General features: G+C 58.5%; 22 protein-coding genes, 1 tRNA gene and 1 pseudogene. 9 read left to right on the top strand and 15 right to left on the bottom strand.

Translation table 11 applies throughout. The features are described from left to right. Positions 1 to 54: 54 nt before the first annotated feature. The 7 genes from A3AS_RS0132405 to A3AS_RS44115 form a co-directional block, all read right to left on the bottom strand. Complete coding sequence (locus A3AS_RS0132405) at positions 55 to 453, bottom strand: hypothetical protein (protein WP_018321646.1); 399 nt, start codon at positions 451 to 453, stop codon at positions 55 to 57. A 270-nt stretch (positions 454 to 723) separates the two neighbouring features. Beyond that, positions 724 to 957, bottom strand: coding sequence for a hypothetical protein (locus A3AS_RS0132395; RefSeq protein ID WP_018321644.1), 234 nt, complete (start codon positions 955 to 957; stop codon positions 724 to 726). Between the two features lie 116 nt (positions 958 to 1073). Next, the gene (locus A3AS_RS0132390; RefSeq protein ID WP_018321643.1) at positions 1074 to 1283 is read right to left on the bottom strand and encodes a hypothetical protein; all 210 of its coding nucleotides are present in this window, start codon (positions 1281 to 1283) and stop codon (positions 1074 to 1076) included. After that, complete coding sequence (locus tag A3AS_RS0132385) at positions 1270 to 1878, bottom strand: hypothetical protein (RefSeq protein WP_157644446.1); 609 nt, start codon at positions 1876 to 1878, stop codon at positions 1270 to 1272. The genes A3AS_RS0132390 and A3AS_RS0132385 overlap by 14 nt, the downstream gene beginning before the upstream one ends. 122 nt (positions 1879 to 2000) lie before the next feature. Next, positions 2001 to 2132 carry a hypothetical protein gene (locus A3AS_RS49855; protein ID WP_018321641.1) on the bottom strand — a complete coding sequence of 44 codons (132 nt, stop codon included), beginning with the start codon at positions 2130 to 2132 and terminating at the stop codon, positions 2001 to 2003. A gap of 197 nt (positions 2133 to 2329) precedes the next feature. After that, positions 2330 to 2698, bottom strand: a complete 369-nt coding sequence (locus A3AS_RS0132375) for a hypothetical protein (RefSeq protein ID WP_018321640.1) — start codon at positions 2696 to 2698, stop codon at positions 2330 to 2332. Between the two features lie 238 nt (positions 2699 to 2936). Beyond that, positions 2937 to 4913, bottom strand: a complete 1977-nt coding sequence (locus A3AS_RS44115; protein WP_018321639.1) for an ATP-dependent helicase — start codon at positions 4911 to 4913, stop codon at positions 2937 to 2939. Between the two features lie 363 nt (positions 4914 to 5276). On the opposite strand from A3AS_RS44115, the gene A3AS_RS0132365 reads away from it, so the two are divergent. From A3AS_RS0132365 to A3AS_RS0132350, 4 genes are all read left to right on the top strand, one after another. Next, a complete protein-coding gene (locus A3AS_RS0132365) occupies positions 5277 to 5852 on the top strand; it encodes a site-specific integrase (RefSeq protein WP_018321638.1) in 576 nt (191 codons plus the stop codon). A gap of 95 nt (positions 5853 to 5947) precedes the next feature. Further along, a complete protein-coding gene (locus A3AS_RS49425) occupies positions 5948 to 6907 on the top strand; it encodes a hypothetical protein (protein ID WP_245283335.1) in 960 nt (319 codons plus the stop codon). 246 nt (positions 6908 to 7153) lie between these two features. Further along, on the top strand, positions 7154 to 7723 hold the full coding sequence (locus tag A3AS_RS0132355; RefSeq protein ID WP_157644445.1) for a hypothetical protein: 570 nt from the start codon (positions 7154 to 7156) through the stop codon (positions 7721 to 7723). Between the two features lie 118 nt (positions 7724 to 7841). Next, positions 7842 to 8171 carry a DUF3768 domain-containing protein gene (locus tag A3AS_RS0132350; RefSeq protein ID WP_020508780.1) on the top strand — a complete coding sequence of 110 codons (330 nt, stop codon included), beginning with the start codon at positions 7842 to 7844 and terminating at the stop codon, positions 8169 to 8171. A 27-nt stretch (positions 8172 to 8198) separates the two neighbouring features. Here the strand turns inward: A3AS_RS0132350 and A3AS_RS0132345 are convergent, their stop codons facing one another. Continuing rightward, entirely contained in the window at positions 8199 to 8429 is a 231-nt protein-coding gene (locus A3AS_RS0132345) for a helix-turn-helix domain-containing protein (RefSeq protein WP_018321634.1), read from the bottom strand. A 99-nt stretch (positions 8430 to 8528) separates the two neighbouring features. Between A3AS_RS0132345 and A3AS_RS0132340 the strand changes: the two genes are divergently transcribed. The 3 genes from A3AS_RS0132340 to A3AS_RS0132325 all read left to right on the top strand — a co-directional run bounded on the left by A3AS_RS0132340 (position 8529) and on the right by A3AS_RS0132325 (position 10436). Beyond that, a complete protein-coding gene (locus A3AS_RS0132340) occupies positions 8529 to 9065 on the top strand; it encodes a DUF4339 domain-containing protein (protein ID WP_157644444.1) in 537 nt (178 codons plus the stop codon). Positions 9066 to 9217: 152 nt separating this feature from the next. Next, positions 9218 to 10027, top strand: coding sequence for a hypothetical protein (locus A3AS_RS0132330; protein ID WP_018321631.1), 810 nt, complete (start codon positions 9218 to 9220; stop codon positions 10025 to 10027). Positions 10028 to 10220: 193 nt separating this feature from the next. Beyond that, a complete protein-coding gene (locus A3AS_RS0132325) occupies positions 10221 to 10436 on the top strand; it encodes a hypothetical protein (RefSeq protein ID WP_157644443.1) in 216 nt (71 codons plus the stop codon). Positions 10437 to 10895: 459 nt separating this feature from the next. Here the strand turns inward: A3AS_RS0132325 and A3AS_RS47810 are convergent, their stop codons facing one another. The 3 genes from A3AS_RS47810 to A3AS_RS0132305 form a co-directional block, all read right to left on the bottom strand. Then, a complete protein-coding gene (locus tag A3AS_RS47810) occupies positions 10896 to 11315 on the bottom strand; it encodes a hypothetical protein (RefSeq protein WP_157644442.1) in 420 nt (139 codons plus the stop codon). Positions 11316 to 11610: 295 nt separating this feature from the next. After that, complete coding sequence (locus A3AS_RS0132310) at positions 11611 to 12207, bottom strand: hypothetical protein (protein ID WP_018321627.1); 597 nt, start codon at positions 12205 to 12207, stop codon at positions 11611 to 11613. A 267-nt stretch (positions 12208 to 12474) separates the two neighbouring features. Continuing rightward, positions 12475 to 13632: a ParB/RepB/Spo0J family partition protein gene (locus A3AS_RS0132305; RefSeq protein ID WP_084674958.1), complete on the bottom strand. Its 1158-nt coding sequence runs from the start codon at positions 13630 to 13632 to the stop codon at positions 12475 to 12477. Positions 13633 to 14661: 1029 nt separating this feature from the next. On the opposite strand from A3AS_RS0132305, the gene A3AS_RS0132300 reads away from it, so the two are divergent. Then, positions 14662 to 15684: a tyrosine-type recombinase/integrase gene (locus A3AS_RS0132300; protein WP_026202590.1), complete on the top strand. Its 1023-nt coding sequence runs from the start codon at positions 14662 to 14664 to the stop codon at positions 15682 to 15684. 61 nt (positions 15685 to 15745) lie between these two features. Here the strand turns inward: A3AS_RS0132300 and A3AS_RS0132295 are convergent. From A3AS_RS0132295 to A3AS_RS0132280, 4 genes are all read right to left on the bottom strand, one after another. After that, a tRNA-Lys gene (locus A3AS_RS0132295) sits at positions 15746 to 15821 on the bottom strand. A gap of 157 nt (positions 15822 to 15978) precedes the next feature. Further along, positions 15979 to 16587, bottom strand: a complete 609-nt coding sequence (locus tag A3AS_RS0132290) for a Spy/CpxP family protein refolding chaperone (RefSeq protein WP_026202589.1) — start codon at positions 16585 to 16587, stop codon at positions 15979 to 15981. Positions 16588 to 16796: 209 nt separating this feature from the next. Continuing rightward, positions 16797 to 17801: a TRAP transporter substrate-binding protein gene (locus A3AS_RS0132285; protein ID WP_018321623.1), complete on the bottom strand. Its 1005-nt coding sequence runs from the start codon at positions 17799 to 17801 to the stop codon at positions 16797 to 16799. Positions 17802 to 18025: 224 nt separating this feature from the next. Continuing rightward, positions 18026 to 19588: a 2-isopropylmalate synthase gene (locus A3AS_RS0132280; RefSeq protein WP_018321622.1), complete on the bottom strand. Its 1563-nt coding sequence runs from the start codon at positions 19586 to 19588 to the stop codon at positions 18026 to 18028. A gap of 774 nt (positions 19589 to 20362) precedes the next feature. On the opposite strand from A3AS_RS0132280, the pseudogene A3AS_RS49420 reads away from it, so the two are divergent. After that, positions 20363 to 20605: pseudogene (locus A3AS_RS49420) on the top strand (hypothetical protein); the annotation flags it as partial.

Genomic DNA, 20605 nt, shown 5'->3' with positions numbered 1-20605 from the left:
CGTAGCCAGCAAGCGCCCCCATGGCGAAAATCAGGATGTATCCCCATTCCATCGTCAGTCCTCGTCGTGCAGCAGCATCCCTTCCTTCTGGAAGGTGCTATCGGTCCGGTAATAGCTCTCGATGAAATCGTCACCGTTGCCGGCGAAGAAGCTGTACATCCCGTATTCGTCAAGGTCCTTGAAATAGAACCCCACGCGGGTCTCAACGAAATGGTCGAGGTGGAAGGCCTGGAGATTCGCGGTCTCGAACACCATCTCGCCGTGCATGGCCCGCCAAAGAGGCTGGTTCCGCTCGCGCCAGTGGTATTCGCGCATTCCCGCTTTGATGTGATCGTGAAGGCGGTTGTCCTTCGACAGTCGCTCATTGGCGACTTTTGAACGCTCGACGTTCTTTGACCGCTGCCACAGGTACCACCCGCCAGCGATCACCAGGACGATCAGAAACGACTCCATGGTGCTCCCCCCAGGCCATTATCGCCGGGAGGTTGCGGCAGCTCAATACTGCGGCCGCTTTAGCAGCTCGGGTAGCCGGCATATCGCCTTAGCAATTCGTCTCGCCTCTCCGCGGGACAGAAAGTTGCTGGCGTACTGGTATCCGCTTTGGTGGAGATCTTCCCGGTGAGGCACGCCGCAGATGTGGAAGCCGCTGGCGTCCCTCACGCTGAAGCCGTGCTTGTCCTCTTCCATTGTCCAGGGCGCCGGAAACCGCCGAAGGTTGTTCATCTACCACTTTCGGCCGCCCAGGACGCGCTTACGGTTCTCCGGCGGGGTAGCCTTCTTCATCTCGTCTCGCTGCGCACAGAGATCGTCCACTTTCACCTGCATCCGCACGAGTAGCGCTTCAGCCGAGGCCGTACCGATCCCGGCCCGCTGGAGCTGAATGATTTCTTTGCGCTGGCGGCCAATCTGCACGCGCATGCGCTCGATCTCAGAACGGAGATGTTCGAGTGTGGGCATGGTCCAACCTGGGATTTTGCCCAGTAGAACGAAACAAGAACTCAAAGTCAAGGAGCCACGAAAAAGGCCGCCAGATCGGCGGCCTTAAGGTCTCAGGTTTTCAGATGAATAGGCGACTACGCGTGCGCAAGCTTCTTCGGAAGCTCCGACTGCTTCTGACGCTCAGCCTGCTTCGCCCGGATTTTGTCCAGCGAATCCTGTGCCTGCTTCAGATGGCGTGCTGCGTCGGCGCCCTTCTTGACGGTTACACCGAGGGCGCGCGCGCGATCTTCTGGCTTCTGCTCGCCCTTCTTGAGGGCGATATCGAAATGGTTACGAAGGCTCATAAGCAGCTCCTAGCGCTTCATTACCCTCAACCCGCTCCAAATGCGAGTGATCTTCGTCGCTCTTCCCTAGCAACCAAAACTTGCAACCGTATTGATCCGTTCCCTCTTTTATCACGGTATAGCCCGTTTTGCAGAGGGTTTCGGTGGCCTGGACGTGCTTTTTCAGCGCACTTTCGCCCGGTTTGCCCAGCCAGGTACTCCTAAATATGTAGCTTGGATCGCAGTCTTCAATAAGCTTCAGATAGCATGCGCAGGATATATCAACCACCAGCTGTCGCATCTCCGGCGGGACCGCACAGCGTGATTCCAGAGGATTCATAGTAGAGTACGAGACGCCATCCTGTTGATCGAACAAGTGGATTTCGTACCCGAAGCTCAGGAAATAAACCGGTGCGATACCGTCACACGGGCTTTCCTCATCACTTTCCCGGTACCCGACATCAACCGACGTCAGCCAACGGCCATCCTCGCTCAGAGCAATGGGAACCCGGATGTACCAGCATCCGTCCTCATAATTGACGTCGAGGTCGGACGGAACGTCCTCCAGGTCATTAATAACCGGAGACATCTTGCAGGTGAGTTTGGGAAAATTCATGCTTCAGACGCTTCGCCCCCGACGGGCGGGCATACGCGAAGTCGTCAGCTGCAGCAACCAGCGCGGTCAGGAGGCGATAAGCCCCCTCAACAGCCTATCGCGCTGCAGCACGTTGCTGCCGATTACACGCAATCATCCGGCTTCGAGAAGAGCAGGCAATAAACGCCCTTCGCCTTGAGGCTGATATCTTTATCGCGCAGCAGCGCGTTCGGGATTTGGGTGAAGTCGCTATCGGGCTTACGCAGCTTGTTCATAGCGCGCTCCCTTTGCCATTCAATTTAACACTGTTACCTTCAGGCGATCGCCCGATGCAGCGAATTCAGCGAAGCATCGGATGAGATCAGATTTTAGACTGATCATTGGACTGCCCTGAAGAGCAGTTTAATCTATTTTTGAGCTAAAAATCTCGACGCCAAGTCGGGCGCCGAGACACTTTCCTCTTTGCCAGTCTCTAATGGAGCGACGTTTTCCTGTCTTTTGTCGTTCCCTTGCGGCGTCCTATCCCGGACTGCCGTCGAGTGTTCCGAGTTTTAGCGACTTGCCGGCTGATCTCGTCAATCGCGAGCAACAAGAGAGTGACGAATTCATCCGCCTCGAGCAGCGCGGTCATCGTCTCGACATGCCGTTCGGGGTCGATAGTTTCGATATCCATCGCGCTCAGCACCGTCAGTTCTTTGGCAACATCGACGGCGAGGGCCGTCACGAGCCCCTCTAGGGCGTAGGCGCGCTGGGCCCGCAATTCGACTTCGCTCTTTCCGACACTGTCGGCGGCGACGGCGTTTTCCAGCCAAAAATCTTTGTCGTCGTCGTCGGATGTCATTTCGTCTCCTTTGGTCGGGAATCTCGCTATAATCCTTCGATCCGTCAGTCTCGCTTTTCTCGACATTGCTCTCTCTCCTTATACATTACTGTGATGCGCAAATTGCCATCACGGCATCATTTACAAGTTTGATTTTTTGAGCCGCCAAATGTGTCCGTCGGCGACAGTGCAGCCAAAGCCGATCCAGCGTCCCGCGGACTCCGGCCGCGGCACGCCAGTCGCTCCAGCTCGATTCAGATCACGATGCTTGTCTGGTCTGTGGTCTGCCAGAAGCCGCACGGACGACGAACAGCTTCTCTGCCGATCGCGGAATGAATTGGCTACGCCGCGTGAACAGATCGACGACGCTAGAGTTCTGCCGCCACGAAAATACGCGTTGCGGCACCATCAACGACAGGCGGTTTTTTGCCCTGCTCATCGCGACATATAGGAGACGCCGCTCTTCTTCGACCTCTGCTGGCGTCTTGGCCCTCGACGATGGGATGCAACCATCCACCGCGTTCAAGAGGTAAACGTGGTCCCATTCTTGACCTTTGGCAGAGTGAATCGTCGAGAGGACCAGACAATCATCATCCGACCGGCCCGGCTTGTTGGGGCCGACTGTGCCTTCTGGCGGCTCGAGGGTGACCTCCACAAGAAACTGCTCACGCGAGCTATAGCTGCTCGCGACAATGCAGAGCTGGCCAAGGTCTGCCGCACGAAGCTCGGGATTGTCGTGCTTCATCAGCGGCAAATACCATTTCACCACCTCCGGCAGGCTGGCCTTCCAGGGCCGTTTCTGCAGACGCTTTATCAACCGAACAAACTGCCCCCAATGATCCCCGCAACTACGAGGCCGGTCGGCATCTTTGAGCACCAGCCGCCCCATCCGACCTTCCAGCCGCTCCATCACCTGCATGGCCGCGCCCGGCCCGATGCCCGGCAGCAGCTTCAAGGCTCTCATAGCGGCCACCTCATCACGCGGATTTTCCAGCCAACGTAACAAACTGAGCACATCCTTGATGTGGGCGGCTTCGAGAAACTTGACGCCACCCCACTTTTCGAACGGTATGTTGCGCTTCGTCAGCTCGATTTCGAGCTTCTGGCTGTGGTGAGACGAGCGCATCAGGACAGCTTGGGCACGAAATGGAATGCCCTGCTCCTTTGCACAAAGAATCTGGTTGGCGATATAAATGGCTTGTGCCGTGTCATTCTCGACAACGGCGAGCCTTGGCTTGCCTAAATTCGGCCGGTCGGACCATAGGTTTTTGGCATATGCACGCGTCGAAAGGTTGATGACCGCATTGCACGCCTTGAGGATTTGGTTTGTCGAACGGTAGTTCTGTTCGAGGTTGATAACCCGGACCTTCGGCAGCACCTGCGGAAAATCTAGAATGTTCTCGACTGTGGCCGCCCTGAACGAATAGATCGCTTGGGCATCGTCGCCGACAACGGTGACGCCTCGGCCATCAGGTTTGAGGCCGAAGAGGATCTTGGCCTGAAGGCGGTTGGTGTCTTGGTATTCGTCCACCAGCACGTGGCTGAACCGAGCTCGTAACTGGTCGGCTATGTCGGGCTGGTTCAGCATCTTCACCCAGTAAACCAGCAGGTCGTCGTAATCGAAGACGTTCTGCTTGCGCTTTGCTGCTCGGTACTCAGCGAAAAGTTGCCGAAGCTGGCTGGTCCACTTCTTGCTCGTCGGATACTTCGTCCTCAGGACCTCCTTCAGAGTTATGCAGGCATTGATTTTGTACGAATAGATTTCGAGACATTGGTTCTTGTCTGGAAAATTCACGTCCAGGGTCGAGAAGCCAAGCTTGTGCCTAATCATGTCGAGCAGGTCGGCGCTATCGCCTCGGTCCTTGATCGTGAAATTGGGGGACAAGCCGAGTTGCTCGGCAAATTCTCGGACGAGCCGCGCGCCGACAGCGTGGAATGTGCCTGAGTACGGGATCTCGCCGACATTCGTGCCTAGGACACGACCAGCCGTGGCAATCGCGCGGCGGGTCATTTCCTGCGCCGCCTTCCGCGTGAACGTGAGCAACAAGATGTTGTCGGGGCTCACTCCGCTTGCCAGAAAATGAACCACCCGGTTCGACAATGTCTCCGTTTTTCCAGTGCCTGCCCCAGCGATGATCAGTAGCGGCCGACCGGGCTTTGCGGGGGCAGACTTGTATCCATGCACAACAGCAGCGCGCTGCATTTTGTTCATATGTTTCAGATGGTCGAGAGTCATGATTTTTCCTTCGTGAGATATTTGACTGCCGACCCTTTACAGGTTCGTTTTCTCGCGAAGCTTGATAGGCCGGTGAAGGAAACCAGCCCAACGTGCGACACCTTTCGACCACGAGTTCAGTGACGCCGCCCAACCAACCATGAATGCGGGTGCGAGACCTGGACGAGTCTGGTTTCGACACTCGCAAGGCAACGCAACAAGCCGGCTGCTGAGCAAGCCTCAGAGCAAGCAGGCATCAGCGCACGTCGACGTCCACGATCTGGCGGGTCGCACGCAGCGTCAGGCGCGTATCGATGCAAAGTTTCTGTTGCGTGCTCAGCCAAATGTTCTATATTTGTTCTCAGAAGAAGCTGGTTGAGTGAAATGCCTGGCAAACAAGCCAAGATTCTTTCGGCTGACCATATCGACGATCTGTTGTTTTTCGCCGCGCGCTCTCGCCACCCGCTTCGCAACCGTCTCATCGTCTTACTCTCGGTCAAGGCAGGTCTTCGCGCCGCCGAGATCGCCAAATTGACGTGGCCGATGCTGCTCGACCCAAGCGGCGAGGTCGGCAGCACGCTTGAGGTTCGCGACGAGATCGCCAAGAAGCGCAGCGGGCGGTCAATTCCAATTCATCCTGAGCTTCGACAGACTCTCGTTGAGGCGCGGCAGCTGTCTAGGGGGCTAGGCCCCCTCATTGGATCCGAGCGCGGCGGCGCAATGACACCGATGAGCATCGTTGTCTGGTTCAGCCGCGCTTATGAAGAACTTGGGTTCGAAGGATGCTCGTCGCACTCGGGACGTAGAACCTTCATTACGAGAGCGGCGCGAGCAGTTCACAAGGCGGGCGGCTCGCTGCGGGACGTCCAACTGCTGGCTGGCCACCGGTCAATTCAAACCACACAGCGCTACATTGATGGCGATAGTGACGCTCAACGGAGGCTAGTATCTCTCATCTAGCAACCAGCGTTCCGAGCCGGCGCTCGGCGAAGGAAGCTACCGGCAAGAGGTCGGTCGCAACGAGAACCTCCGATCAGCTGGGCCGGGCTGAGAACTTGATCCGGACCGTTTGCGCGGTCGCCGGCTCGATGTCGTTCCTTGACGAGATCGACGACGAGGTTCGGCACGCAGGTCTAGATCGAGCTGTCGCCCTCGCCGACACGCCGCCGATTTTTGATTGGCTCGTCTCGACGTTTAGCTTCCAAGGCATCTCGGACAGCGTCGCGCGCGCCTACATCCGTAAGCATGGTACCGCGTCCTGGTCCGCGATTGCAGCAAGCGAGAAGAATGCACCCTGTTGCCCCAAGCTGCGCAGCTATTGGCATTTCGAGGGTTGTCGTTACGAGAAGACAAGCTTCACGTGCGCGGAGCCTGATCACATAGATGCTTGCCCCTTGCCTAAGCCGCGACTCCGCAACGGGAAATTGAACCAGACCGCACATTCTCTTTTCTTGTTTGTCCGCGACCTCGCCGACGGCGACCTCGTTGGTTGGATAGACCAGCAATTGGAAAGCGCGAAAGGTGCGACCACGGCCGAATTAGAGGCGGCGCGGCAGGAAGCCTTGATTGGTCCACTCCGAAACGTCTACGGGATCTCCGACAAGATACTCATGATGTCCCTTTCGACGCTGCTGATCGGCGCGCGTGAACATCGGCCGCTCTGGTTTGAATCTGGTAAAACCATGATCGCAGTGGATACGCTCGTTCACAACCACTTCCACCGCACGGGCATTTTACAGGAGTCTGGCAGACCTCACGCATACGGCGCTGGGTGCTATCGCCCGGGGGGTTGTGCTGAAATCATAAGGGCCGTTGCGCGTCGTATTGACGCTAGCTCCCTAAATCCTGCTTTTCCGAAATCATTTGCACGATTTATTCAGAACGCAATCTGGCGGTTTTGCTCAGCCGACGGCCTGAATAGGTGTAACGGCAACAAAATTGACGACCGGCAAGCCTGCCAAATCGGCTACTGCCACCTGCACCAAAGGTGCAGTCGAATACCATTAAAACCGTGAAAATCGACGCGAAAACAGCTACTTAGAAACTATTTCTGGCGCGATTTCGCTTGAGACAACACCACGGTTCGCATATACTCGTTCTGCAAGGTCTAGCAACGACTTTGCAATTTATAGTGGAGAGACTTCCGTGATTGATTTACCTCGGCGGGCGCCTGGCCCGCTACGGTGGCCAAGCCACAAAATCGCTAGAACTGCATACAGCGGGGCCTTTTCGGGCCCCGTATGCTTTTGAGGAGGAGAAACATGGGAAAGCAGCCAGAGAAGAAAGCGGCCAGCACACCAGACAAGCTCTTTGTCTTCGGTCTTGATGAAGAAGGAAAGCCACGGGGCGCTCGGTTTCCGGAGTTCAACGAGAAAGTCGCTAGCGCTGCGGCGCTGATGAAGCTGACGTCGGTGCACCCGGCCTCGTCAGCAGTCACCGAGATCGGCATGAAGCTGCCCGTGGGGAGACTATACGCCAGCGGCAAGGCGTTCGTGCCACCGATCCGGCGGGACCTCCTCGGCAAGCTCAAAGCCGCGCTGGTTATGCCCGGCGACGGAAGCAAGGTTCAACAGCCCGCCCCAGCACCGTCCCCTGAAAAGGCAAAGGCAAGCGCAGTTGTTGCGGCTGGCCTCCCGCGAACGTGGGAGAGCATCGCCGTCGGCCAGCTAGTGCTCGTCGAGGACGATGACCCCGGCTTTGGGTGGTGGCCTTGCGTGGTGACCAAGCGGGAGGACCAGGTCTTGACCCTTCAGCTTCGCGACTATCCGGACAAAGGCACCTACGTCCGGCACATCGCCCAAGTGGGGCTTGTAAACCCTGGTCCAGAATAACTTGCCCGGTTAGCACCAAGCCCGGACCACGGCCCGGGCTCCAACTACCTGACCGTGCCTGGTGCTGAGTGAACGCGAGCCCAGGCCCATCAACCAACATATATTTTGGAGATCACTCATGTCCCTTCACACGGACCGGATACGAATGCTCAACGATGAGCTGAGGAAGCACCTTCTCGGCGGGGGAGCCGTCATCACAACAGGCATCGCCGAACTGGGACAGGACGCGGTCGAGCGCTTGGTCCGCACCGTCGCCCTATACGACGACTTCCACCATGCCAACGATCCGCAGGAGGAACACGATGCCGGAGTCTTCGATTTCGAGGGCACCGCGGTATTATTCAAAATCGACTACTACGACAAGTCCCTCAAATTCCATTCGCCGAACCCGGCCGATCCCTCAGTGACAGAGCGGATCATCACGATCATGAGGGCGGACGAATACTAGCGCCCACGCAGTCGACCAAGCCTATCCTCACTGTTCGCTCAAGAGTTTGACGAGCGGCACCGACAATGCCTCAGCAATCCGAGCCATCGCCAAGAGGCTGGGGTTACGCCGCCCTCGCTCGATCCCGCCGATGTAGGTCAAGTCCAGATCAGCCTCAAACGCCAACTTTTCTTGGGTTAGCCGACGCTGCTGGCGAATACGCCGGACATTATTGCCAACGATGACGCGCCAATCCTGCATTGCCGGATGGAGCACCATCGGGCATATAGTCTCTAGGGACTATATTCCCTATCAATAAGAATTTGGGTTCAAGCGAGGGCGACTTTCAAAAACGTCTGTAGAAAGAGGAAAGCCAAAGTGACCGAAGAACTCTCTGCGCCACCGCCCCTGCCGAACCTCGGGGCTACGAACCAGCCCGCATCAAAACGAGTGGTACTACGTCGTGAACGGCGGTCGGCGAGGCCCAATAACTGCCGACACCATCACGGATCTCTTGAAAAAAAGCAGATCGACGCGGACACCCAGGTCTGGCGAAAGGGAATGCCGGAATGGAAGCCCCTTCGGGAGACCGACATTGGTGACCTAGTGGCTGCCGAGCCTCCTGCGATTTCGGCCAGCCACATTGGCAATGGTTTCGTCTGGGTGCTCGCCCTTCTGCCCCTCGTTGTCGGGGTGATCGAGGGTGTGGTGAGCGCCAGCAATCAGCAAGCTGCAGTTCGCTCTCTGGCGCTTGGGTTTCCGTATCATCCAAGCAGAGGACTACCGTACCAGGTGCCCCTTGCCGTCAACGCTCTTTTGGGCTGGCTCGATGATCGCAGACTGCAGCAGGCGGGGTATGGCTCTCGGGCAACCCGGATCACAGCCGTCTTACTCGCGCCGGTCTACCTGTCCTGAGGGCACAACGCTTGAAGCAGCGTCCCTACTACGCGGTCGCGTGGATCATCGCATGATATTGGGTTTCCTCATCTACGCGTCCGTTGAAGGGTAACTTGGCGCTCAACTGAAACCGCATCTGCCTAATACGTAACTCACAACAGAGATCACAAATGTTGAAATGGTTTGCTCTACTCTCAATGTTCGCGTGTTCGTCGGCGCTTGCGCAGACGCCACCGCCCGACCCCATAGCGGTAATCCGTGCCCAAATAATGCAGCATTGGTTTCCTGCTCCCCAAGTCAACCTCAACTATGCTGTCAGTTTCGACTTGGATCGAGACGGTCGAATTATCGGTCAACCGTCCGTCGCCGCGACAAGCTATGATCATGGCGGCACCGCTGAGAGCCTGAAAAATGCCGTCCGGGGCGCGCAGCCCTTCTTTTTGCTTCGGCCGGAGGATTACGAAAGCTGGAAGCACGTTGCGACCACCTTCACTCGGGCGGATAAAAGCTCAACGGAAATCTATGCCTTTACGAAACGGGGTATTCTGGGGGTAGCAACCGGCATGACTGCGGCGGCAGCAAAGGCCGCTATGACCGAAAATGGATGCAGCGTTTCGTCGCCAAAACCAACGATCTTGGAATGTAAGACTAACAACAGCAATCAGCTTGTCGTCCGATTGACAGAGAACATGTCGCCCAACGTGGTGACGGCCGTTTCCTACATCTTCCAATCTGGCGCACAGGCACAAGAACTCGCTGGCCTAATCTCTGCACAATTTCATACCCGGCCATTTAACCGAATTTGGCACCTCAGCGACTCCTCGACGATGGAGCTCGATCAATATTCTAGCGAACCGCGATCCGCAAATTCTCCCGTTCCGTCATGGGTGCTCACTATCAATGAGCCTCGGTTTTTGGACCTAGATCAGAATGCCCTCCTGGAGAAGCAACGGGCTTCAGTACCCTCTCCAAAGTTCTAACGCAGAGCTTTACGCAGCGACGAGCGAATACGCTACTTCGTCGCTGCGACCACTCCGGGAGTTATAATGGGCCAAAAAAGGAGAACCGCCGGGCGCAGACCAAGTCTACGTTCTCGGTTTGGATGACAGTGGAAATCCTCGTGGCGCTCGGTTCACTGTCCTGAAGGACAGCATCGTCTCCGCGGCTATGGACATGGACTTCCGAATCCTGATCCGACAGCCCGCGGGGGTGAGCGCGCTCGCCAGAAAACTGCCGCTGGGCTGCGTGATCGGCACCGGGAAGACGGTCAGCTTATTGATCCCGAGAATTGGATCCAATCTTTACCGACAGATTTTGGAAGCTTCGCGTGTGGCTAGAATCGACGAAGAAGCTAGAATCGCCGCGGCTATTTCGATGACCGTGCATTGAGTTTTTTTGACCACCAACACGCTAGAAAACACAACTTTGGGCACCGCACCGCTAAGAAGCGATTGCTAATGTTGAGACAGGTATTAGTAGACGGGACCGCGCTGCGGTATCGGGCATTGGGCTTGGGGTGGATCACCACCAAAGGATCTGCTCGCTACGACTGACTGATATACCTCTCCTCCAAGACGGTCCCGGCCCGGTTAGCCGAGGAAGCAAAAGGACACTTGGGCCGGTCGCGTCATGATTGCCCGCAAGGGGATTGGGCGCGACTAAACCGAGACAGCAAGGCCATGCGGCAGGCTCTGTGGAGCCCTCGATCTCGGCGCAACATGTGTCAGGCGTCTCGCTGGTATTTAAAAACAACCGAGCCCCACCGGTTCAACAGGGCTCGTTGCGTTGTTTGCGAACAGCGACCAGAACGCTGTCCGGAGGATCGTCAGCGTGCGAAGTGGCCTTTCCCTAGGATATGCCCGCGTCAGCTACCATATCATCAGCGTGCGCTGCCAAGCCGAACACTTGATTCTCAAATTTGTTCAGAAGCCGGGCGGTTCGCGCGAGCCCGGGCTGCGGCTTCACGACTTCTTCCGCGAGCCTCGCGCAAGCCCACAGCTTCGCCGACAACTGCCAAAGATGCTTTGCCGAACTCTTTCGTAAAAGGAGCGGAAGGTCGTCCCTTATGTCGCGAGTGAGATTTCGCAAACAATGATCGTCGGTGTTAAGACGAGCCACGCCTGCAACAACAGCCGGTACGAGCGGGCTTTTTTCGCACGCGGCGATAGCGTGAACAAGGTCTTCGACTAGGCGCGGGTTTAACTTGCGGGCATTTTCTCCTGGTTGGATATCGGTGTTTAGCCCCGCAGGGGCGACGTCGTAAGTCATGATGTTCTTTCCATTGTTGGCCGCAGCAGCGCGGCTGGTCACAACGGGTATTTACAAGATGGCGAATGCCGTCCGGCATGATCTTGTCTCGTGGGCATGCATCAACGAAGAAAGCCCCGCCATTTCGGACGGGGCTCTCATCATTGCGCGATCAGGAACGAAAGGCTCTCCCGGCGTCCGGCGATCTCTAGAATGCACTTAAAAGCTTGGAATGCACAGCCGCCTACCACGACAGTCGCTATTCCATCTAGCATTCACAACGAACGGCTATCCAAGGCCCTGCGTGGAAGCTGAGCTACCTCAGAACGAGAATGGAGTCCTCGTCTATGCGGCCATGCTTGAACGTCTTCAAGGTGTAGTCGGCCATAGTGCCTTCTGTGATTGGGGTAACATCGATCCGCGACAACCGACCGTTCAGATACTTTCGGCTACTCTCCTGAAAGTGCTGGTCCAACGGCACCGTCAAGCGCGACAGTGGCCCCCGAAGCCAATACTGAAATTCAACCGGAAGAACCGGATCGGTTCGCGGCGGCACAAGAGCAACCACATTGAAGTGAAGCCCGTCGTTGGCCGTCGCCGACTGGCCAACCTTGTCCCGATTCCACTTAAAGACCGGGAGGTCGGGGCAACCGAAAAAGATCGGCCGCAGGTGCGCAAAGCGCACCGCGTTTGGCCTTCGGACAATATGGTGCATGAGGAGCCAGTGAACTCGCTCTACCTCTTGCACCATGATGTGAATCTGTGTCTCACGTGACCCTGGCAATTGGTTGAACATGAAATTCAGGTAGTAAGCCCGTCGCCCTTGATCCATTAGCTCAGTGATGTGGTGCGAATAGGCTTCAACGAGATTTTCCCGGTGCTCAGATTCCGAGAGTTGGCGATAAGTTGTCATGTGCGATCTCGACCTAGCTGGTTTTTGAATGAATTCAGAACAAGCGAAGCCATATGGAGAGGCTGAACTCTCCACTTTGCAGTACCGCGCATCGGGGCAACCACTGAGCGCGTCGGCTATGTGTTCTGAATTAGCATTTTACAGGTTGATCTCTGACACAGCCGCGCAGGACGCTACCTGCTCCATCAAACTACGCGGCCTCTTAAGGAGACCCAGAAATGGGGTGCAGCTTACCTATAGCCGCCGCACCCCACCCATGGCCGCGACTTATTCGTCCCAATTGCCGTCGGTCACATCCGGGGCATCAACGTCCCCGCTGGTTTTTTCGATCTTGGTTATCTTCAGGGAGCACCATTTCTGCCGAACACAAATTGCGGAGAGGGTATACCGAGCACCAGCTTGCTGCCGCTCGATTTCGTCCCAGTCCGAAGCTTTCATTCGGACTAGGACTTTCGTCTCCTTGTCGTTGGTGGGGTCCCGTTCGAAGTTGCTGCCCAATGCGCCATTCGTATCGGAGAGGTCCCGATCAGCCCGGCCCAGTTCCTTGCGCGACCTCGGATTGAGCTTTCTCTCAGGATAGTCGGACCTACTGCGAAACTCGTTCTTCGCCGCGCTACTGCGTGTTCGCGTTCCCTGCTGCCGCGGCTTGGAGCCCGTCTCGGTCTTGGCCCGATGCAGCTCCAACGTCTGCATCTGTTTCGCAGCGTCTCCAGCACCTGCGACGTCAAGGAGAACTGATTGGTTGTCGTCGAGACCCAGCTCGCGAATTTTCTGCCGCACCTCGCTGTCGATGCCTGCGATCTTTCTCGATCTGATGAGTCGGTCCTTTGACAAGTTGAGCTGCTTCGCTGCTTTACGGATATACTGCTCCTCAGGCTGTCGTCCACCACGAGGTGTCGCATCTTGCGACACCTTCTCCTTCATCAGCTCAAACAGCTCATTATCGATCAGGGCGCGGTCGAGGGCCGTCCGAACTCTGCCTCGCTGACCGGCGTTCCTTCTAAATTTTGCGTCCCAGTCGCCCAGGTTCGACCAAACAATCGCTGATATCGTCGTCGAGCCGATCTCCTTGAGCGCGGCAAGACGGGTATGGCCGTCCAGGAGCTCATAGGTCCCATTTCGTCGCTTGCGCACTACGATAGGTGGCGCAACATCGCCACCCAGGGAAATCGAAGCCTTCAATTCAGCGATCGCCGCGAGATCTGGTGCCAACAACTGATGCCCTACTTCGATCTCAGATATCGGCAGAATCATAAGCACTTCGGTTGCCGCGCTCGGGCCGTGGTTGGCCTTCGGCGGTTTCCGTGACGGAGACTTGCTTTTCTTCTTCTTTTTTGGCCCAAAATGAAGGTTCTTGAAGTTCACGTTCTTTAGCCATCGGCTAACTTCGAGCGAATCCTCTTTCGACATTTTTCCAAGCGGCATTTTTGAGGTCTCAATTCTTAGCGGGTTTTCATGGCACTCAGAGACGAGCTGCCCATGCTCAGAGTGCGGCTCAGATCGCCGGCACTGCACACCAAAGTGTGACCCGTTTGATTGAGTTGGAATCTACGGAGCACATGCCAAATCGGCCGCAGCTAGCGGGGCGAAGTCCACGTCCACGTGATGACTGGCACTTTGGCTCAGTAGAGAAAGGATGAGACTGTCGGCGTCTGTCCACTATACGCACGCTCTCCTGATCACGAACATAGTACGAGCCCCTATGCAGTTCAATAGAGAGGTCCAAGGATCGCCGCATCTTGTTGGCCGCATGGGCCCCAATTGCACGGCGTTGGTGCTCCGCCAGTCAGAATTTCAATTTAGCTCCTGTCAATTTCGGATCCCGCGTCCGGTTAACGCTAATCGGTCCGGGCGAAGGTAGTCGGTCGATTCTAAGACACTCGAGGCGAGCGGCCCTCCAAAAACGCGGCCTAGAAATCAATCGGGTCGGAGCGACCTCACCTTTGACTTCACGGCTGTTTTGACGTATGTTTTTGGCATACACACGGTATATCCGGTGTTACGTCGGATCTCCTCCCACTCAGTCTTAAGACGAGTCACGTGAAACAATCGCCGTTGGTACCGGCGACTGACACGTCAAAATGGAGTCGGACTTTGCTGACAGCGCGCGCAAGGCGCGTCTAACGGACGAACATTCGCCCGCTTCTGATCGTCGCACATCTCGTGGAAGCACTAGTGCGGCTATCCGTTTCTCAAACCCAACCACAACCCAGGGCGTCGATTCGACGCCCTGCCGACCGCTCACGCCTCGGTTGCTGAGTAGGCAGCAAGCGGCTTCCTACTGCAACCTATCGCCGAGCTCTTTTTCCGCTTGGGTGCGAGCCGGCAGGCTACCTCCACCGCTCCCCCGTACAACGCGCTGGGATCTCAAAGCTATCGACATCGCGTTAGACGCAATGAGCGGCCTGCAACCGAAACAAGAATCATCTGCTTTAGACGAATGGAGAGCAAACCGTGCGCGTCGTTCTTAAGGGAATTCATCGGGTCAAGCGTAAGCTCGCCAATGGCGAAACGAAGGTGCATTTTTACGCGTGGCGCGGTGGCCCCGCTATCGAGGCCAAGCCAGGCTCACCCGAATTCGTTCGAGAGTATCACGACGCACACGCAAGTCTTCGGCAACCACGCTCAGGCACGTTCATGACGATCATCGCGCAGTACAAGGCCGCACCAGAGTTCACTGGCCTAGCCGCTTCGACGCGCCGCGCCTACCTCGCCTATGTCAAGCTGATAGAAGACGAGTTTGGCGACCTACCAGTCGCAGCTCTGGCCGACCGCCGCGTGCGTGGTGAATTCAAGTCCTGGCGCGACTCGTTCGTTGAGACGCCTCGCAAGGCCGACTACGCCTGGACAACGCTGGCGCGTGTCATGTCGTTCGCGAAGGACCGCGGCATCATCGCGACCAACCCATGCGAACGTGGCGGCCGCCTCTACGTAGCAGACCGCAAGGATAAAATCTGGACCGAGCAAGACATTGCTGCGGTTCTCGCGGTCGCCTCCAACGAGATCCAGCTAGCGCTGATCTTGGCTCTCTGGAGCGGGCAACGGCAGGGAGATCTTCTACGCCTCCCCTGGTCGGCCTACGAGAGCCCCTACATTCGCCTTCGCCAATCGAAAGGTGGCCGCCGGGTTGCGATGCCCGCTGGCGCCCCCTTGAGGACTCTGCTCGATGCGACGAGCCGCCGGGGGCCGGTGATCCTGACGAACACACTGGGCCGCCCCTGGACCTCCGATGGCTTTCGGACGTCTTGGGGAAAGGCATGCGAGCGTGCCGGCATCGACGGCCTCACGTTTCATGATTTGCGCGGCACGGCGGTAGTTCGCCTCGCCATCGCGGGCGCCAGCGTGCCGCAGATCGCGGCCGTCACCGGGCACTCGTTGAAGGACGTCGAGGCCATCCTGGATGCGCACTACCTCGGTCGTGACATTCAGCTTGCCGAAGCCGCCGTGCTGAAGCTCGAAGCGCGAACAAAATTGTAAACGGTGGTGTAAACGGCGCTGGTTCTGCCGTTCGATCAAACCGCTAAGTGCTTGATTTATATGGTGGGCGCACCAGGGCTCGAACCTGGGACCCGCTGATTAAGAGTCAGCTGCTCTACCAACTGAGCTATGCGCCCGAAAGGCGGTTAGTGCCTTGCGAGGTCGGTCGTTTAGCAAAGCGATCCGGGTCTGGCAAGCGATGCAATGAAGGTTTTTCCACAGTCCCCAGAAAGCGAAAAGCCGCTGGATTCCAGCGGCTTCTCCAGGGTTAATGGTCGCGAAATCCAGCCCTTCTCAGAGCCGGCCCTCGCGATCCCGGTCGGGGCCGCCATCGCGGTCGAAACGGTCACGATGGAAGTGCTCCATGCCGCGCTCCATCATGCGGTCCATACCGCGTTCCATGAAGTGGCGGTGCGGGCCGTCTTCGCCGCCGCCGAACGGGCCGCGGTGGCGGGTCAACACGGCGAGGCGCCGCTTCTGGCCCTCGTCCAGGGTCTTGTAGAGGGGGTCTGCGGCATCGGCGATCTTCTTCAGGGCCGCCGAAGTCGCGCCCATGTCCTCGGCGCGCTGGCGCAGGCCGGCGACCGGATCCTCCGGCCTGTCGGCGTCCTTGCCGGCATCGCCGGGGCCGGCATTCATCCGCGCATTGGCGCGGTCGATGCGCAGCTTGGCGAATTCGCGCACGGCAGCCTCGACCGGCGGCCACAGCTTCTCCTGGTCGGCGTTGAGCCTCAAGCCGGCATGGACGGCGGCGATCCGCGCGTCGACAAAAGCGGCGCGGTCTTCCGGGTTCATGCGGATGTGGCGGATGTGCTCCATCCACGGGCGATGATATTGCGCATAGACCGCGCCCGAGCCGGCGATGCTGAGCACGGCGATGGCGGCGATGGTGAACTTCTTCATCCGGACCTCCTCTGGAAGGATGTCCATGAAGATGGGCGCGACGCCGCTGACACGCAACTTACAACTTGGACAGGAAGCGCGCCCTTGCCAGGATTGTAACGCCCGATTTTACCTCCAGCCGCAATCGGAAATCATTCGCAACAAAAAGGCTTCCGTGCAGGCTGCACGGAAGCCTTTGTTCATCGTTCGAAACGATCAGTTCGTCGTGCTCAGTTCGTGGTGCTCTTGGCCTCTTTGAGGAATTCGTCGATCAGCGGCTGGCCGACGCGGCCGGCGGCGTCCTTGTAGACCGGCTCCATCGCCTTGCGCATCGCGTCGTCCTGCTCGGCCGTGAGCTTGATGATCTCGCTCTTGCCGCTCTTCTTGATCTCGGCCAGCGCGTCGTCGTTTTCCTTCTGCGACTGCGCGTTGCTGAAGTCGGTCGCTTCCTTCATCGCCTTGGTGAGCGGGTCGCGGATGTCGGCCGGCAGATCGTCCCAGAACTTCTTGTTCACGATCACGACGTAGCCGATGTAGCCGTGATTGGTCTCGGTGATGTACTTCTGCACCTCGTGCATCTTCTGGGTATAGATGTTCGACCAGGTGTTCTCCTGGCCGTCGACCACGCCGGTCTGGAGCGCCTGGTAGACTTCCGAGAACGCCATCACCTGCGGCAGCGAGCTGAGCGCCTTGAACTGGGCCTGCAGCACGCGCGAGGACTGGATGCGGAACTTGACGCCCTGATAGTCGGCGGGCGTGATCAGCTTCTTGTTGGCGCTCATCTGCTTGAAGCCGTTGTCCCAATAGGCAAGGCCGGTGATGCCCTTGGCATCCAGCAGCTTGAGCAGCCGCGTGCCGAGCGGGCCTTCCGTCACCTTCCGCAGCGTCTTCAGGTCGGGCAGGATGTAGGGCAGATCGAACACCTCGAACTCGCGGATGCCGAGCGGTCCGAACTTGGAGTTGGACGGCGCCAGCATCTGCACGCTGCCGAGCTGCAGCGCCTCGAGCTCTTCCTTGTCCTTGTACAGCGTCGAGTTCGGATAGACCTCGACCTTGACCTTGCCGCCGGTGTACTTTTCCGCGAGCTCCTTGAACTTCTCCGCCCCCTTGCCCTTCGGCGTGTCGGTGGCGACGACGTGGCTGAACTTGATGATGATCGGCGATTGCGCCGATGCCGGCCCGGCAAGTCCGAGTGCCAGTGCCGCGATGGACGCGGCGATCGCGAAGGTGCGCATAATCTCTCCCTGTTATTTTCTAAGCCGCCCGGCGCGCGGGCGGACAATCTTTATGTCGACAGCATCAATAGCGGCTGGGAGACGCAGCCGCTATTGGCCGTTAGCAGGGCAGGTATTCACGCCGCCAGCGCCGTCATTCCGGGATGGTCCGAAGGACCAGACCCGGAATCTCGAGATTCCGGGTTCGATGCTTCGCATCGCCCCGGAATGACAAACTACGTTCGTCAGCTCGCCGCCGCCGTCGTCACATTGTCGCGCTGGCGCTTCATGACGATCTTGTTGAGCGCGCCGAGATAGGCTTTGGCGGAAGCCACCAGCGTATCCGGATCCGCCGCGCGTGCCGTCATCGCGCGTCCCTCCTGCGACAGCCGTACCGATACTTCGGCCTGCGCGTCCGTGCCTTCGGTCACCGCGTGGACCTGATACAGCTCCAGCTTGGCCTCGTGCGGGACCAGGCGCTTGATGCAGTTGAACACCGCGTCCACCGGACCGTTGCCCTCGGCCTCCTCGATCTTGATCTGGCCGTCGACGTCGAGCTTCATGGTCGCGCGCTGCGGGCCATGGGTGCCGGCGATCACGGTCAGCGAGGTCAACTTGATGCGGTCGTGCGAGGCCGCCATCTCCTCGTCGACCAGCGCCTCGATGTCCTCGTCGTAGATGTCCTTCTTGCGGTCGGCCAGCGCCTTCATCCGCGTGAACGCATCTTCCAGCTGGTTCGGGCCGAGCTTGTAGCCCATCTCCTCCAGCTTGTGCACGAAGGCATGGCGGCCGGAATGCTTGCCGAGCACCAGCGAGGACTGCTTCAAGCCGACCATTTCGGGCCGCATGATCTCGTAGGTCGAGGCGTCCTTCAGCACGCCATCCTGGTGGATGCCGCTCTCATGCGCGAACGCATTCCGGCCGACGATCGCCTTATTATACTGCACCGGGAACGAGGTCGCTGCCGACACCACCTTGGAGGCGCGGGTGAGCTGGGTGGTGTCGATCTTGTTCCAGTACGGGAATTTGTCGTTGCGGACATTGATCGCCATCACGATCTCTTCGAGCGCCGCGTTGCCGGCGCGCTCGCCGATCCCGTTGACGGTGCACTCGACCTGGCGCGCGCCGCCGACGATGCCGGCCAGCGAGTTCGCCACGGCCATGCCGAGGTCGTTATGGCAGTGCACGGAGAACACGGCCTTGTCCGAGTTCGGCACGCGTTCGATCAGCGTCTTCATGAAGTGGGTGTATTCCTCCGGCACCGTGTAGCCGACGGTATCGGGGATGTTCACCGTGGTGGCGCCGGCCTTGATCACGGCCTCGACGATCCGGCACAGGAAATCCATCTCGCTGCGGGTGCCGTCCTCGGCCGACCATTCGACGTCGTCGATCTGGTTGCGGGCGCGGGCGACCATCGCGACCGAGGTCTCGAGCACTTCTTCCGGCGTCTTGTTCAACTTCACCCGCATGTGCAGCGGCGAGGTCGCGATCACGGTGTGGACGCGGCCGCGCTTGGCGAACTTCACCGCCTCGGCGCAGCGGTCGATGTCGGCCGGGTGGGCGCGCGACAGGCCGGCGATGACGGCATTCTTGGAGCGGCGGGCGATCTCGCTCACAGCTTCGAAGTCACCTTGCGAGGTGATCGGGAAGCCGGCTTCGATGACGTCGACGCCCATATCGTCCAGCAGCTCGGCGACCTCGAGCTTCTCCTCGAAGGTCATGGTGGCGCCGGGGCACTGCTCGCCGTCGCGCAAGGTGGTGTCGAAAATGATGACGCGGTCCTTGTCGGACTTGTTCGCGGTGGCCATTGCAAATTTCCTTTTGAGCTTTTGCGCCGTCAGTCTGCTGGGCGCTTGAGGTGTCCGGTGATCTCGACCAGCCCCTGAGCGCCCAGGCGCGTCGCGCCCAGCCGGCCCTCAGGGGCAAGTAAGAAGGAGGCCGCCAATAAGGAGGGTGGGCAGCAGCGCGGCCGGGATCGTGGCGGCGGCCAGAGCCACCTCCCCCGAAATCCCATCGATTTGGCCGCGAATCAGCATTGCCAGACCCTTTTGAGCCCCAAATCCTCGGTCAAAACCATTGACGGTTGGTTGCCGGGAGGCTCAGTGACCCGTTTCTAGACGAGAAATAGCAGCAACTGCAACGCCAAAAGATGGTCAGGTAGCCTGACCTGGTTGTGCCGATCTCGTGTCCCGGACGCGTTGTAACGCACTTGCGTTGCTGCGCAGAGCGGGGACCCAGGGCCGACAGGGCATGATCCGGATGGATGGCCCGGCTCTGCAGCGCACCATCGAACGGGAGGATGCTTCGCATCGCCGGGGACGCTGTGCGGCGTCCGGGGCACGAGAGCGCAGCGTGGCGCACGCTGTCTCCACTTGTCATTGCGATGCTCCAGTGCACATCCCAGCGGCGCCGTCCATGAGCGACAAGGCGTGGGCACGCTGCGCTTTGCCCACCCTACGAGATCGAGTTTGTGGCACGCAGCTCAGCTCACGGACATGCCTTCGCGTCCTCGCGGCGCAATTCGCCCGAGCTTTGCTTGGTCTCGCCACCCTCTAAATCCAAGAGGGCGCAGGGAAGGCCGGGTGCTGGCTCGCACCCGCGGTCCGCTGCGCGAAAAGCACACGCAGAAAGAACCGCACAGCAGCATACAGGTGGTGCCGATCACTCGGCCTTCCCTGCGCGATGGCTGGACGGCTTATGCCGTGATCTCCCGGGAGCCGACCATTCCTTCTGGCCTCCCTCGCCCCGCGAATTGGATGATGCAGTCTGCCCGGTTGGGCTCGCTCGCATCTCCGCGGAAGCTTGACCGTGGCAACGACGGCCAG

It is taken from the genome of Bradyrhizobium sp. WSM2793 (assembly GCF_000379585.1).
Taxonomy (GTDB): domain Bacteria; phylum Pseudomonadota; class Alphaproteobacteria; order Rhizobiales; family Xanthobacteraceae; genus Bradyrhizobium.
Note: the sequence above shows the minus strand (reverse complement) of the source record. Positions and strands in the feature narration are given on the sequence as shown.

Excerpts from the sequence above, each read along its gene's own strand:
- A3AS_RS0132405 (WP_018321646.1), bottom strand. The coding sequence starts at position 453 with ATGGAGTCGTTTCTGATCGTCCTGGTGATCGCTGGCGGGTGGTACCTG.
- A3AS_RS0132395 (WP_018321644.1), bottom strand. The coding sequence starts at position 957 with ATGCCCACACTCGAACATCTCCGTTCTGAGATCGAGCGCATGCGCGTG.
- A3AS_RS0132390 (WP_018321643.1), bottom strand. The coding sequence starts at position 1,283 with ATGAGCCTTCGTAACCATTTCGATATCGCCCTCAAGAAGGGCGAGCAG.
- A3AS_RS0132385 (WP_157644446.1), bottom strand. The coding sequence starts at position 1,878 with ATGAATTTTCCCAAACTCACCTGCAAGATGTCTCCGGTTATTAATGAC.
- A3AS_RS49855 (WP_018321641.1), bottom strand. The coding sequence starts at position 2,132 with ATGAACAAGCTGCGTAAGCCCGATAGCGACTTCACCCAAATCCCGAAC.
- A3AS_RS0132375 (WP_018321640.1), bottom strand. The coding sequence starts at position 2,698 with ATGACATCCGACGACGACGACAAAGATTTTTGGCTGGAAAACGCCGTC.
- A3AS_RS44115 (WP_018321639.1), bottom strand. The coding sequence starts at position 4,913 with ATGACTCTCGACCATCTGAAACATATGAACAAAATGCAGCGCGCTGCT.
- A3AS_RS0132365 (WP_018321638.1), top strand. The coding sequence starts at position 5,277 with ATGCCTGGCAAACAAGCCAAGATTCTTTCGGCTGACCATATCGACGAT.
- A3AS_RS0132355 (WP_157644445.1), top strand. The coding sequence starts at position 7,154 with ATGGGAAAGCAGCCAGAGAAGAAAGCGGCCAGCACACCAGACAAGCTC.
- A3AS_RS0132350 (WP_020508780.1), top strand. The coding sequence starts at position 7,842 with ATGTCCCTTCACACGGACCGGATACGAATGCTCAACGATGAGCTGAGG.
- A3AS_RS0132345 (WP_018321634.1), bottom strand. The coding sequence starts at position 8,429 with ATGGTGCTCCATCCGGCAATGCAGGATTGGCGCGTCATCGTTGGCAAT.
- A3AS_RS0132330 (WP_018321631.1), top strand. The coding sequence starts at position 9,218 with ATGTTGAAATGGTTTGCTCTACTCTCAATGTTCGCGTGTTCGTCGGCG.
- A3AS_RS0132325 (WP_157644443.1), top strand. The coding sequence starts at position 10,221 with ATGGACTTCCGAATCCTGATCCGACAGCCCGCGGGGGTGAGCGCGCTC.
- A3AS_RS47810 (WP_157644442.1), bottom strand. The coding sequence starts at position 11,315 with ATGACTTACGACGTCGCCCCTGCGGGGCTAAACACCGATATCCAACCA.
- A3AS_RS0132310 (WP_018321627.1), bottom strand. The coding sequence starts at position 12,207 with ATGACAACTTATCGCCAACTCTCGGAATCTGAGCACCGGGAAAATCTC.
- A3AS_RS0132305 (WP_084674958.1), bottom strand. The coding sequence starts at position 13,632 with ATGCCGCTTGGAAAAATGTCGAAAGAGGATTCGCTCGAAGTTAGCCGA.
- A3AS_RS0132290 (WP_026202589.1), bottom strand. The coding sequence starts at position 16,587 with ATGAAGAAGTTCACCATCGCCGCCATCGCCGTGCTCAGCATCGCCGGC.
- A3AS_RS0132285 (WP_018321623.1), bottom strand. The coding sequence starts at position 17,801 with ATGCGCACCTTCGCGATCGCCGCGTCCATCGCGGCACTGGCACTCGGA.
- A3AS_RS0132280 (WP_018321622.1), bottom strand. The coding sequence starts at position 19,588 with ATGGCCACCGCGAACAAGTCCGACAAGGACCGCGTCATCATTTTCGAC.